Origin of the sequence: Demequina sediminicola (assembly GCF_000975055.1) — a bacterium.
Taxonomy (GTDB): domain Bacteria; phylum Actinomycetota; class Actinomycetes; order Actinomycetales; family Demequinaceae; genus Demequina; species Demequina sediminicola.
Genome location: NZ_BBRB01000007.1, coordinates 1 through 13,988 on the forward strand (window position 1 = coordinate 1; position 13,988 = coordinate 13,988).

Consider the following 13,988-nt stretch of genomic DNA (forward strand, 5'->3'; position numbering starts at 1 on the left):
GCAGAGCCTGTGTTGGTGATCACCACGGTGTAAGTGAGGTCCTCGCCCGGCGTAGCGACGTCGGCATCGACCGTCTTGACGATGTCGAGCTGCGAAACAGGCGTGGTGACTGTGCAACCAGGCTCCAGCCCTGTCGGACACGTCGATCCCGGCGGGCCTACCACCACGTTTTCGAGCGCGGCTCCCTCGTCGATCGTGTCGTTGAGTTGGACTTCGTAGACGATGGTGATCGTTTCGTCGGCCGCAAGATCGCCGGACCACGTCAGTTCCGGGGCGACATATTCGGTGCCAGCAGGCACGGGGTCAACCAATCCCACCCAGGTCGCGTTCGTCAAGACGTCGGTGAGGTCATCGGTGACGACCACATCGGGGTAGGCCGTTCCACCCGTGTTGTCGATAGTGACGGTGTACTGCACGATGTCACCCGGCATGGCCACATCAACGTTGGCTTCCTTGGAGATGTCCAGCGCCAACACCGGAACGTTCGTGGTGCACTCACTTGAGAGCGGGTCGTCGCCTTCAGAACAGTTGGCCTCGGGAGGCCCCACCACCGCGTTGTCGAGCTGCCCGTCACTGTCGACACCAGGTTCGGTGACTGTCACGGCATAGCGAATCGTGACCGTCTCGCCCACTGCGAGCGTGTCCTCCCACGTCAACGTGGAGTCTCCATCAAACACTGCATCGGCCGGATCCCTCGGCAGCGATGATTCCGTCTCGACTCCAAAAGCAGTATCGAAGTCAGCATCATCCAACACCGAACTGAGATCGTCCTCAATCGCCGCGAGGGGGACGTCGTCCACACCGTAGGCGACCTGTCCGGTGTTCTCCACAGTGATGGTGTAGATCACCTGACCGCCCACTTCGACTTGATCCGTGGGATCGGCGATCTTGGTGATTGCCATCGACTGGACGGGCACAGTGACCGTGCAGTTCGGGTCAGCAGGATCCTGTGCAGCATCACAGTTGGATTCCGGCGGACCAGCAACGGTGTTGGTCGCCAAGCCATCACCGTTGTGCGGGTCCGTGACCCTCAGTGAGTAGCGAATCGTCACCGTCTCATCGATGCCGAGAGGTCCCTCCCACGTGAGAATGGGCTGGTTGAATGTCGCCTGTGGCGCAGTCAGCGGCGTCGTCACGAGAATGCCCGTCCACACCGCGTCATCCAGAACGGCAGTCACGGTGTCTTCGACGAGCAACGGCTCTTCTTCCGTGTAGGCCACGTTACCGGTGTTGGTGATGACGACTTCATAGGTCACGAGATCACCTGCGAGCACAACGTCGTTGGGTGAACTCTTGGTGATCGTGACAGCGCGCACCGGGGTCTCGGTGCCGCAGTTTGCGTCACTGCTGTCTTGCGCGCAGTTGGATCCAGCCGGACCTGCGACAACGTTGGCGAGGTTACTGTCGCCGCCAGGCGGGTCGCCAACCGTCACGGTGTACTCCACCACTGTGCTCTCACCCACGAGCAAGGGACCAGCCCAGGAGAGTAGATCGGGAGGCCCCGCGGTGAACGTGGCAGTTCCGGGATCTGTCCCATCGGTGGGTGTAATGGTGATGTTGTCATCCCATGTGGCATCGTCGAGCACTCCGGTCAGGTTGTCCTCAAACGACGCAAGTTCCGTGGTTCCGTCGTAGTCGACGGCGCCCGTATTCGTGACGACCACCGTGTACTTCACGGTGGAGCCGGCCGCGACTTCGTCGCTCGGGTCCGCGGTCTTGCTCAGCTCAAGTGCACGGATGGGAACCGACGTCGTGCAGTCGGGGTTGTCTGAACCCGCTTCACAGCTTGAGCCTGGAATGGACACCACTGAGTTCTCGAGAATGTGGTCTTGGGTTGGGTCGAGGGTGTCGTCAACCTTGATGGTGTATTCGACTTCGACGATGCCCCCCGGGTCGAGCGTGTCTGTCTCCCAGTGGAGCGTGTCGCCATTCACTGTCGCGACACCTGGGTTTCCTGAGCCTGCAACCAAGGCGGTCGAGGGGCTGCCGACGAGCTCACCTTCGGCGAGTACGTCTGACAGGTCATCGTCGAAGTAGGGGTAGTCAGGAACGGTCAGGGTCACGGCACCGGTGTTTTCCACCGTAACCGTGTAGGTGACCTCGTCGCCGGCGTAGACCTCGTCGGCAGGGGTGACGGCCTTGGACACCTCCAAAGCGCCCACCAAGGTGTCCGTGGTGCACTCCTCGGGGTACTCCCCCGTATCCGGATCCGCAACACAATTGGATCCCGGCACTTGCGCGACGTTGGACATGTCCCCGTTGGAGGCGTCATCGGGTTCATCGACGATGAAGGAGAACGTGATGACGGCGACGTCGCCCTGGGCGAGCGTGCCACTCCAGGTAAGGACGTCTCCGGTGACGTCGGGCTCCGTCGCGGGGGCCCCGTTGATCGTGGCCTCGGCATTGTCCTGATAGGTCGCATCATCGACCATCTCTGCCAGGTTGTCCGTCACCGTCGCGGGATCGTACGTGACCGCACCTACGTTCTCGACGGTGATCGTGAAGAACACTTCGTCGCCAACGGTGACAATTCCCTCGGGCGTCACCTCTTTTGTTACGAGCAAACCCTCAACCGGCACCGTCGTCGAGCACAACGGATCAGCGGGGTCTGCCCCCAATGCGCAGTTGGACTCTGCGGGGCCCGTCACCACGTTGGTCAGGATGTCTTCGTCTGTTGCAGGGTCACCGTCATCGCTCGGAGGCGTGTTGATCGTCACGTCGTATCTGATCGAAACAGACTCGCCCGCCTGGAGCGGGCCCTGCCACGTCAGGCGACTCGTGACCGCACTGAAAGTCCATGACCCCGTGTCAGCGGGGATCGAGGGAGTGACCGCGACGTTCCCAGCCCACGCGGCGTCATCCAGCACGTCAGTCATGTTGTCGACAAAGCGCGCAGGGTTTCCGTCGGTGTAGTTCACACTCCCCGGGTTCGTGAGTGTGACCTCATATGTCATGGTCTCGCCTGGCGCAACGGTGTTGGGATCACCGACGATGCTCTTCTCGATATCGAGCTCCGGCGCTGCAGTCACTACGGCATAATCCTCAACTTCACCACCCATGACTGCGCCGGTAGGTTGAGCATCGGCCACCTCACCGGGCATGAGCCGCACACGTCCGTAGGTATCGAAGACCTCTACCTGAGCGGGGAATGTCACATCGATGATGCCTCGGAAGTTAGCGTTCACCGGGAGCAATCTCACTTCGCCGGCGTCGGCAAAATCCCCGTCAGCGTTGAAGTCGATCCACGCAGCCAATGTTGCGGGCTCGTCCGTGTCGTTGGTCACGGCTACCGGCACGACGATGATCTCGCCGGTTTCCAGCACCACGGTTCCCTGGACACCATCTTCGTCATCAGCCGCCGGACCTGCGATATCGTCACCATCGGCACCTGCGCTTGGGACACCATCCGTTTCTGTGTCGAGGCCACCTTCAAAGCCCAGCATCAACGGTGCATAGCCGGCGTTGGAGTCATAGTCGACAATGCCGTGGCGTGCGCCATCCGCGTTCAGTTCGGTGCCGTACTGATCCGGCAAGTCTCCAAAGTCGATCGGGAGCGGTGCCGTCGCGCAGCGGGCGCCGTCGAGCGCACCGGTCGCGCCGCCGTAAGCGAAGAAGTCGGCACTGCCATCCCCGGATGCGACTCGCCACAGGAGCCCGGTGCCCTCGTGATGGGCGTAGATGTAGCCATCGGGGTCAGCGAAGATCGCGGGGAACTCACCGCCCGTCGTCTCCGTGCCGTCGGGGGCCGTCAACGCGCCAAGGTCCGCGACCAGCGAGAAGGTACCTGCGGCGGCGTCAAACTCCACCACGGACCACTCATCGGTGGTGCCGTCCGACGCTCCCACGGAGTACAGCAAGGGGGCACCGCCGCTTCCGCCAGCCACCGCCCAGTCGCCGATGCTCTCAGCATCCGTCAGGTCTGCGGTGCCGCTGGTGAGTACCTCAAGGAAGGTGCTCGACGCTCCGTCGAGGTCCACCTGGGCCCACTCCACAGGGTCCGAAGAACCTCGGGCGAGCCACAACTGACCCGATTCATCAATGTCGCCCGCCGTCCATTCTCCCGTGAGCGCCACCGCCGTTCCCGATTCAACGGGCACTCCCAATGACTGGACAGTGCCATCAGCGCCCACGCGCACTACCTCGGTGTCGCCATCACTGTTGACAGTGGTGCCGTAGATGTAGTCGTCGAGAGGGTGGTACCCCAACGCATTGACTTCGTCTGGGAACACGTCGGCAGCAATCTCTGTCTGTTCGCCGGTCACCATCTGCAGTGCGTTGAGTGCTACTGGCCCCGCGCCCACAGTCATGTAACCGTCGGCACTGCATTCGAATGGGAATGGCGGCACAGCAATGATGCGATGGTCTTCGACCTCACCGCCTGCGGCCGGCCCGGTGGGCTGCGGATCTGCCCACGTCCCTGGCACAACGCGCAGGCGCACATAGGTCGAAGCGTCAAAGGTCGTGGCAGCGTCGAATGTCAGGATCGTCGTGCTCTCCCCCGCATTGGCCGGAACTGTTCCTGTCGCCAGCTCATCTGCCGCGAAAACACCATTGCCGTTGAGGTCCACCCAGCCGGCAACCGTCGCCACATCGTCAGAGTTGTTGGTCACGTCAACGGTCAATGAGACCGCGGAGCCCATCTCGAATGTCGTGCCCTGAGGCAGGCCCGTCTCGTCGGCATCGGCCGTATTGTCGTCACCGCGAGCGCCCATATCAGGCTGACCGTCGAACTCACTGTCGGCTGCACCGGGGGCACCAGGTGAACCAAGGAACACGTCCGGGATTTCCGCACCGTCCGGCTCGATCAGGCTGTGCCGAGCGCCATCGACGCTCAACGTGGTGCCGTAAGAATTCGGTGCGTCGCCGAAGTCGACGGGGATAGACGTCAGCGGACATCCGACCTCGTCGATAGCCTCCGGAGCAGGGCCATACGAGTAAAAGTCAGTGGCACCCGACGCCACTTCGATTCTCCAGATCTGACCGGTGTCATTGCTGGTGATGTAGGCGAAGCCGTTCTCGTCAATCATGACGCCACCAATGGTGGGATCAGGGTTTCCTCCAGTGATCGACGTGCCATCGGGGGCAGTCAGGAGCCCCAGGAGGCTCGTGACCTCGAAGGTCTCGGAGTTGAGATCGAACGTCAGAAGGACCCATGTGCCACCCGTGGTGTAGCCCACTGTCACCATGGAATCCAGCACCGGATCATATGCCCAGTCCAGCGCGAGCGACTCCACATTCGCAGGCCACGCCGCCGTACCGGCGGAGTCCACCGCCAAAAAGTCAGGTTGACCCGTGGTGACGTTGATCTTGGCCCATGTCAACGGGTCCGTGGCTCCCGTGGCTACCACCAGGTGATCATCGTTATCGAAATCTCCGAGCGTCCAACCGTCAAGTGGCACGGGGGTCGCCGTGGAGTTGGTGACTTCACCCAATGTCAGGTGATCACCCTCACCGGTAGCGAGCACCAGCGTCGGCCCCGTGTCTGTTCCAGCACTCAGGCCATACACGTAGCCCGTATTGGTGTTGTAGCCCGCAGCATCGAGGGTGACGATGTCCTCGGCGAGCAGTTCACTCTCTCCAGTCACCAGGTTGAGACGGTACGCGTCCACCGGGTCTCCATTGATGAGCACGGGGCCCGGCTGACACTCCACCGGAGAAGGGATGACCTGGGTTCGCCAGTCCTCAACCTCACCGGTCGACACGCCACTACCGCCAGCAGCGGTGTCGGTGGGCATGTTCTCTTCGCCTTCATACGACACGCGCAAGCGCATGAAGGTAGGCCCATAGGCCACGTCCGGGGCGTTCGGGAAACTCAGCGTCACCGTTCCCGTCGACGTCCCAGCATTGGCCACACCGCGCTCGTCCTCATCAAAGGTTCCAGACTGGTCAAAGTCGACCCAGCCCACCAAGGTGGCAGCCTCACCGCCATTGTTCGTGACGGGTACCTGGACCGTGGACCCACTATCCCCGTGGACGATGACTGGCTCACCCGTGAAGGCATCGTCATTGTCCGCGTCAGCGAGGGCTGAGGGTTGTGCTTCGTTCTCGCGGGACACCGACCCGCCGAGCATGACGAGCGGCTGGTCGAGGTCGTTAGTAACGATCTCGTGGAATGGCCCACCGTCAGCGAGGAACGTTCCGTACGACTCAGGCGCGTCACCAAAATCCACACTGACGGGCGCGCTCGCACACCGAGCTCCATCGTTTCCCGACGAGGACGGTCCGAACGCGAAGAAGTCATAGTCCGAGGGGTCGGTGACATTGATGCGCCAAATGTGGCCAGAACCATTGGCGGAGGCGTAGAGGAAGCCATCAGCATCCATGTACGTCGCACCGAAGGTGTTGTAGTTGGCGTTGACTCCCGGGCTGGCGGGATTCCGCTGGGTAGCACTCCCATCCGAGGCGATCAAGCGACCCAGAGACTGCACCACCTGGGTAGCGTTTCCCGCGCCCGGGTCCAAGCTGAAGAGGGATGCATCCAAGTATGCAGAAGAGTTGGAATTGGTGTTCCAGCCCACCGAATAGAGCTTGCCGTCGGCCGGGTTGTATGACCAGTCCGCGCCGATGTTGTAGTTGGCGTTGCTAAAGTTTGCGCCGCCGCTGCCCACGACCTTCATAAAGTCGGGAGAGTCTGCGTTGACGTCGATGGCCGCCCAACGCCAGTTCCCGTTGTTGTCAGCACCGCGCGCATAGTAGATTCCGCCCGGCGTGACGTCGCCCACGTTGAAGGCGTTCGGGAAGTTGCCCCCGCTATAGGGCGAATCACTCCAGTCGGGTTCACCGAGGTCAATCACTTCTGAGTAGTCAGGCGAGATGGCATAGATCCTTGGCGTGCTACTGATCGTCGAATCGGCGACGCCATAGTAGTAGCCGTCTGCTTCGTTGTACCCGACAGCGTTCGTGGTGAAGTCACCAGGCAAGGGCCCTTGGTCTACGTAATCTCCGGTCACCAAGCTGATCTCGTTGGCGTGCGTGATATTGCCGGCACCAAACTGCCACAACGTGGCAGTGGTGGGGCATACATCGCCCTCGGAGTACAGAATGTCTGCGTCGTCGGGGGATGTCAGCCCGGTCACCGAAACGTCGGTGGCAACGTTGGTGTACTCACCGGGCGCGGTCGCGACCACATTGATGGAGAGCGTGCACGACTCTAGCGAGTCCCCTGACAGGTCTCCCGTTCCCGAAATGGACGTTCCGGTACCCGTGATCGATCCGTTGGTGCAGGTCGTCAGCGGGTCAGGCGTACTCGATACCTCCAGGCCCGGAGGCAGCGTGTCATCAAAAGACCAGCCGGTTTTGGGACCCGAGGCTGTCGCAGAATCCCCCACCATGTGTGTGTTGGTCACGGTGAAAGTGACTCGACTCTGTTGTCCGGCTACGTGCACGCCCGGAAGGAATTCCTTGTCCAACTGAGGCGTGGTGTCAACGATGACAGGGTTGTCGACGAGGGACCTCAGGTTAGGCGGCGTTTGAACTGACAGCGTGTACTGCAGAGGAGACCCATCGCTGAGAATCTCCACAGGGGCCACCTGCGTGGAGGCGCGGGTCATGCGGTTGAAATTGCTGTTTCCCGCTTGAATGCCGTAGTCGTAAGCACAAGAGTTGGGAGCCCCAGGTTCTCCAAGCGCCGGGAAAAGCAGAGTGGACCCGGAGTCTTGGGTGAGTTCGATCTGAGGAACCAAGGACACAGGATTGTTGGCCTGACACGTCGCAGTAGCCACATCGATGGTGGCCATATATGAGTGGCCCGCAATGGTCGGAATGTTCTGGGCAGTATCGAACAGCACTCCCTCGGCTGCACCGTTGGTGTTGAACAAGCTCAACGCATAGTTCGTGGCTTCGTTGTTTCCAGCGAGCTCGGGGGGCTGGCCGTTGTAGGGATAGTTGTTGTCCAGTTGCCACCGGCCTGCAATGTTGGACGCGAAGACGGCAACGGTCCAGTTGGCGTTGCTATCGCAGTCGAGGGTCAAGTCCCCGCCTTGCCGGGTGAGATTGTTGGATGAGAGGGTTGCGTTCCCGTTGCCTCGCACCAGCAAACCGTTGCAATAGGCACCATCCGTAAAGTCGGGGTCGGAAGTGTAGGTGTCGCCACCCGGGGAGAAGTAACCCGGTTGGGCCACCTCGTCGCCCGTCACTGGCACCAGCGTGTTCACGAATGCTGTGGAGTTCTCGGTGGCAATGTTCTGAAAGTCCTCGTACCACGCCACGGTCGGGGCTTGCATGACACCCGGGGTGCCCGGTGCACCCACCGCTGGCGCTGCCTGCACCGCTGCCACCGCCACCGCAGCGACGGGCGCTACGGCAAAGACGAGCGCGCCACTCACCAGTTTGTGGCGCCAAGTCCGGCGCCACCAACGAGGGCGCAAAGCGCGCTCGCCCGGCATTGAAGGAACATAGGTGATCAGCGAACTCGCGTGCATCCGACAATGCCTCCCCCGACGCGTCACTGCGCCCATTGGGTCATGCCTAGAGCGTCATTGCTCCGATTGCAGCCACGCCACAATGTGACTGCAGACTGTCCCTGTCATCTAATCCGATGATTTCTCATGCCGCAACAGGAACATCACGACTGCATTATCGGCATTTCTCCTGGTGGACTTAATTGCACCAAGCAGCGCGGGCCGACACTGAGACCCAACCGCAGTTGCGAGGCTTCCGAACTCTAGGCATGATCACGCTCACTTTGGTTGGACTCGTGTCCGGCATTATCACTGCCATCAGCCCGTGCGTTTTGCCGGTGCTGCCCGCCATTCTCACCAGTTCAGTGCAGGACGGAGCCACCTCGAAGCGTCGCCCCGTTGCGGTGGTCGCTGGCCTGGTGACAAGCTTTGCGTTCTTCACGCTCTTGGGCGGACTTCTGCTCTCAACCCTGGGACTACCAGACGCTTTGCTTCGGTGGACCGGAATCATCGTGTTGGCGATCGTGGGTCTAGGGTTGGCGATCCCGCCGCTGGGTGAACTGCTGCAGCGCCCCTTTGAACGCATCCGCCCCGTCAAGATGGACCGCGATGGCAATGGGTTCGTGATGGGCATGGCCCTTGGCCTGGTGTTCGTCCCCTGTGCTGGACCCATCCTCGCCTCGATTACTGTGCTGGCCGCCACCAACGGATTCTCGTGGGGGTTGGTGGCGCTGACGCTGGCATTCTCGGTGGGCATCGCCATTCCGTTGCTGGCTTTCGGGCTGGCAGGCCAGGCCATGGGTTCGCGCATCTCTTTTGTCCGCGAGCGCCTTGAAGCGATCCGCATCGGTTCCGGTGTGATCTTGGTGCTGACGGCCGTGGTGATTGCCACCAACGTGGCAGAGCCGTTGCAACGCTGGGTGCCCGGTGTGCTTGCCAGTGCTCAAGAATCCATTGAGAACAATGAGTCCGTCCGCGAGGAACTTGATGACCTCACTGGACGCGAGGATCAGACCGCAGCGGTGGGGGCGATGACCTTTGACGAGTGCGAAGCGGCGGGCGGAGATGTCTTGCGCAATTGTGGTCCCGCTCGTGATCTCCCTGGAATCCAGGAGTGGCTGAATACTGACGACGGTCAAGCCTTGGACTTGGAGAACCTCGATGGTCCGGTGCTGATCGATTTTTGGACGTATTCCTGCATCAATTGTCAGCGTACATTCCCTTACATCACGGCATGGGATGACAAGTATCGCGATGAGGGCCTGACCATCATTGGTGTGCATTCTCCGGAATTTGCCTTTGAAAAGGACGTGTCGAATGTCACCGATGCAGCGGAACGCTACGGAATTGAATACCCGATTGCCATCGACAACGACTTTGAGACGTGGCGCGAATGGGATCAGCGTTTCTGGCCTGCTCACTACCTGGTGGACCAGAGCGGCACCGTGGTGCAGGTCCACTACGGCGAAGGTGCGTATGAGGACACTGAGCTCCTCATTCAGGAACTTTTGGACACGGACACCGAAGACACAGTGGACGCCGATGCAGGCAACCACACCTCCGGACGCACACATGAGACCTATGTGGGTTACGGCCGCCTCGAGTACGCGGAGAATGGCGACCAACTCGTCGAGGATGAGCCTGTGACGTTCACTTACGACGGCACGCCTGGAGAGGACATGTTCGCCTATCACGGTGAATGGACTCTGACGGATGAGTACGGCCTGACCGGGGACGATGCGTCACTCACCCTGAACTACTACGCGGCCGATGTGCACCTGGTCATGGCTGGCGAAGGCACAGTCACGGTGACATCCGAGAACACAGGCGAGGTCACGGAAGTGACAGTTGATGGCACAGCGGATCGATACGACCTGGTGCTGGGTGAGCCCACGGACGACGTAATTACGATCGAGTTCTCGCCAGGCATCGAGGTCTATGCCTTCACGTTTGGGTAAAGGGCTTGGGTAAAGTTTTGCCCGCCTCCGGTGGCACAAAGGGATATTTCGGGTGTGAATAGTAGAGGCGGGTCAGGGTGACCCGCCGTATTCCAACAGTCCCCAGGAGGTATCCACCATGGAACTTCGCAAGGCCGCTGCCCTTCCCGCCACGCTTCTGCTCGCAGGTTCACTGCTGGCAGGATGCGGTGACTCGTCGTCAGACGGTACCGACGACTCGACGATGGACTCTGAGATGGAGTCCACCATGGAATCCACGATGGATTCCGAGGGCTAACTCCCTCATCCCTCCGCAGATCGAGGGGCGGTCCCACAGCGGGCCGCCCCTCGATTCACGTCTAGCCACTAGCCCCGCTTTCAGAAAACTTCAACTCCCCACCCATCCTCCAGCATCGGCCCTCCGAATACCTGGCATCGGGCCACCCCTGGCTCGCGAAACCCCAATCAAGGAGGAACCATGCCTACGCTTCGAACATTCGCTGTTCCCGCTGTGATCTTGCTGTCCGGTTCTTTGCTGGCTGCCTGTGGCGACTCAACTGAGCCCGAGGACGCCATGAGTGAGGACTCCATGATGGAAGAGTCCATGGAGCCCACCGAGGACGCCATGATGGAAGAGGACGACGCCATGGAGGAAGATGACTCCATGGAGCACGACGACGACTCGATGGAGGATGACTCCATGGAGGACGACAAGATGGAAGACGATTCCATGGAAGAAGACGACGCGTAACTTCGTCGAAGCGAGAGTGGCGAGGACATGGACGATGGGAACGATGCGATGAGCGCTGAGCGCCATCTGCGTGCTGTGCCCGCATCGGCAACCTCGTCCGCAGCCGGAGCCGACGCTGGAGTGGTGCGCGATGCACATTCGCCCGCCGCCCTGGCCATGTTGCTCGAGAGCACCGCCCGCGGTGACGAGGAGGCCTTCCAGAGGCTTTACGACCTCGTAGCCGCGGCGGTGTTCGGCCTCGCACTTCGCATTGTGCGTGACCGCGAGATGGCGCAAGACGTCGCTCAAGAAGCGCTCGTGGAAGTGTGGCGCCAGTCCTCGCGTTTTGACCGCACCCGAGGAACCGCGCGTTCGTGGATCCTCACCATCGCACATCGCCGAGCCGTCGATCGAGTCCGTTCCGAACAAGCTCACGCCACACGAATGCTGGCACACGGAGCGACATCGGAAGTCGATCATGGCGAGCAAGACGATGTTGTCGACCAACTTCACAATGAGTGGCAGGTGGCAAGGGTCCGGTCTGGGCTCACGCTCCTGACAGGCCGCCAGCGTGAAGCCATTGAGTTGACTTACTTTAAGGGCTACACCCACCGCGAAGTAGCCCACGCCCTCAACATCCCGTTGGGGACAGCCAAGGCGCGCATCCGCGACGCCCTCATCAAACTACGCGACGCTTGGGAGACGGAATCATGAATGACACGGTCTACCCGAATGACAACGTGCACTCCCTTGCCGCGCCCTACGCCGTCGACGCCCTCACGGATGCTGAGCGCGATGCGTTCCTCGCACACCTCCCCGAATGCGACGACTGCCAGCACGAGGTCGCCTCGCTCTCACTCGCGGTCGAGGAACTCGCCGTCGCGCAAGAAACCACTCCTCCCGCGGGACTCAAACTCAACGTCATGGACCAAGTTCGGCGCACCGCGCAGTTGCCGCCCGCCCTCGAAACCATCGACGTTGCCGCGAACGCCCAGTCCCCGGCAACGCCTCACGCTCAGGTCGATGTGCAGTCCCCCGCTGATGCCCCCACCCAGGCCGATGAGCTCGCTGCGCGCCGCCACCGGCGAGCCCGCCGCACGTGGGCGCTCTCCGCCACCGCTGCGGCATCGGCCGTAGTGCTCACCCTCGTCGGAATCACCGTTGCCGATTCACGTGCCCAGCGCGAAGCGGAACTCGCCGTCGAGAAGGACGCCATGATGGTGATGTCCGCACCCGACGCCACCTCCATGGACCTTGAGCTCGGCGCCGGACACGTCATCGCGAGCGACCGGATGGACTCCCTTGCCATCATGGGAGACAACGCGCCGATGCCAGACGACGGCATGGAATACCAGTTGTGGCTCGTCATGGCAGACGGAACCAAAATGGCGGGACCCACGTTCATGCCGCACGATGACGGCCAATACATGGCCGTCGTCGACGCCGACGTCGCCGATATGGAAGCTGTTGCCGTCACGATGGAACCGCCCGGAGGGTCCGACGCCCCCACCAGCGACGCCGTCTGCATCACCACGATGCCTGGTAAGGCCTAAACTTTCCGGTCGCGCCCCCGCTCACCGTGCGCGCGAAGCCGATGCGGGTGAGACTGAAGGTATGGCCGAGATTCTGCTTTTTCACCACGCGCACGGGCTCACGGACGGACTCTGCGACATGGCCGACAGGCTCCGAAGCGCCGGCCACACTGTCCATGCGCCCGATTCGTATTCGGGACGTACCTTCGACAATCTTGACGACGGAATAGCGTTCGCGGAAAGCATCGGCCATGACGCGCTCGCCCACGTTGCCATGCGGTCAACACGCATGCACCGTGGAGCCAACGTGGCCCTCGGGTTCTCTATGGGGACCATGCAGGCGCAACTGATTGCTCAACACGCGCGCAGGATCCAGGGCTGCGTGTTGATGGGCGGCGCCATGGATCCCGCGCAACTCGGTTCCGCATGGCGCTCCCAAGTTCCTCTTCAAGTGCACGTGGCCGACCCCGACGACTGGTGCACCGCCGAGGAAGTCTCGGCGCTACACAGGTGTGTACCTGGCGCCGACGTCTTCACCTACACCGGTGAGCAACACATGTTTGTTGACCCCTCACTGCCCGACTATGACGGTGACGCTGCGGATCTGTTTGAAGAGCGAGTCCTGGCGTGGCTAACCTCTGTCGACGCAGGAACCGCGAGGCCCGCACCCGTCGCAATGTAAGTCAGCCTCGCTGGCTCCCGCTGGCACGCTCCTGTTGTCGATGGGTGGAGACCGAGCGACCTAGTTGGAGACTGAGGTCCGCAGGCCCTGCCCCTCCTGCGGTGCCTCCACCTCAGCGGGAACGATGACGTCCTCCATCTCGAAGGTGAGCCATGGAGCGACCTCCTCCTCGTACCACCCGGAAAACGCTTGCGTCGCGGAACCGAACCAGTTGTCTGAGACCGCTGTATACAGCAGCAGCGCAAACAGTCCCAGCAATACGAGGCGAATCACCCATTCGAAGCCCACCACTGCGCTTGCGGCGTGGTGGGCTGCCGGGCTCTCGCTATGCGCCAGGGTGCGGTGGATCACGTGGGGCTCCACCGCAGGATCTAGATCGGGGTCAATCAGTTCGGCGTCGATGACGTCCGTGGGCGCGTTCGCGAAGGCAACCGGCGCGTCTCCCTCAGCGATGAACGGGGCGGTCGCTGCCTGCGGTGATTCTTGTTGCGGCTTGCGCGCGAGGCGTGTGCTCGGATACTGCATCAGAGTCTTCACACCTGGCGACACGCGATGCTTGAGCCGTCGCGTCGCATCAGTCATGTAGGCGTGCATGCTCGTGATCTTGGAGTGTCTTCCCGGCTGCCCATCGCGCATCTCAGACGCCGGGACGTTGGGGGTAGTCACTGCTTCTCCATCCGTCCGTGAACGTGAGCCATCACCCACTAG

The 13,988-nt window shown here is 61.5% G+C and carries 8 protein-coding genes; 6 read left to right on the forward strand and 2 right to left on the reverse strand.

Annotation, left to right across the window (positions count from 1 at the left end):
- On the reverse strand, positions 1 to 8,324 hold an 8,324-nt coding region (locus AOP79_RS11245; RefSeq protein WP_161794270.1), incomplete at its 3' end, for a DUF7927 domain-containing protein.
- Between the two features lie 344 nt (positions 8,325 to 8,668).
- On the opposite strand from AOP79_RS11245, the gene AOP79_RS11250 reads away from it, so the two are divergent.
- From AOP79_RS11250 to AOP79_RS11270, 6 genes are all read left to right on the forward strand, one after another.
- Entirely contained in the window at positions 8,669 to 10,357 is a 1,689-nt protein-coding gene (locus AOP79_RS11250) for a cytochrome c biogenesis protein CcdA (RefSeq protein WP_062073629.1), read from the forward strand.
- Positions 10,358 to 10,475: 118 nt separating this feature from the next.
- The gene (locus AOP79_RS11845; RefSeq protein WP_161794271.1) at positions 10,476 to 10,634 is read left to right on the forward strand and encodes a hypothetical protein; all 159 of its coding nucleotides are present in this window, start codon (positions 10,476 to 10,478) and stop codon (positions 10,632 to 10,634) included.
- 180 nt (positions 10,635 to 10,814) lie between these two features.
- Entirely contained in the window at positions 10,815 to 11,087 is a 273-nt protein-coding gene (locus tag AOP79_RS11255; protein ID WP_062073631.1) for a hypothetical protein, read from the forward strand.
- 27 nt (positions 11,088 to 11,114) lie between these two features.
- Complete coding sequence (locus tag AOP79_RS11260; protein WP_236683422.1) at positions 11,115 to 11,780, forward strand: sigma-70 family RNA polymerase sigma factor; 666 nt, start codon at positions 11,115 to 11,117, stop codon at positions 11,778 to 11,780.
- A complete protein-coding gene (locus AOP79_RS11265; protein ID WP_062073633.1) occupies positions 11,777 to 12,619 on the forward strand; it encodes an anti-sigma factor in 843 nt (280 codons plus the stop codon). The genes AOP79_RS11260 and AOP79_RS11265 overlap by 4 nt, the downstream gene beginning before the upstream one ends.
- A 61-nt stretch (positions 12,620 to 12,680) precedes the next feature.
- A complete protein-coding gene (locus AOP79_RS11270; RefSeq protein WP_062073635.1) occupies positions 12,681 to 13,280 on the forward strand; it encodes a dienelactone hydrolase family protein in 600 nt (199 codons plus the stop codon).
- 60 nt (positions 13,281 to 13,340) lie between these two features.
- On the opposite strand, the gene AOP79_RS11275 is transcribed toward AOP79_RS11270, so the two are convergent.
- Positions 13,341 to 13,946: a hypothetical protein gene (locus AOP79_RS11275; RefSeq protein WP_152648114.1), complete on the reverse strand. Its 606-nt coding sequence runs from the start codon at positions 13,944 to 13,946 to the stop codon at positions 13,341 to 13,343.
- Between the last annotated feature and the right edge of the window lie 42 nt (positions 13,947 to 13,988).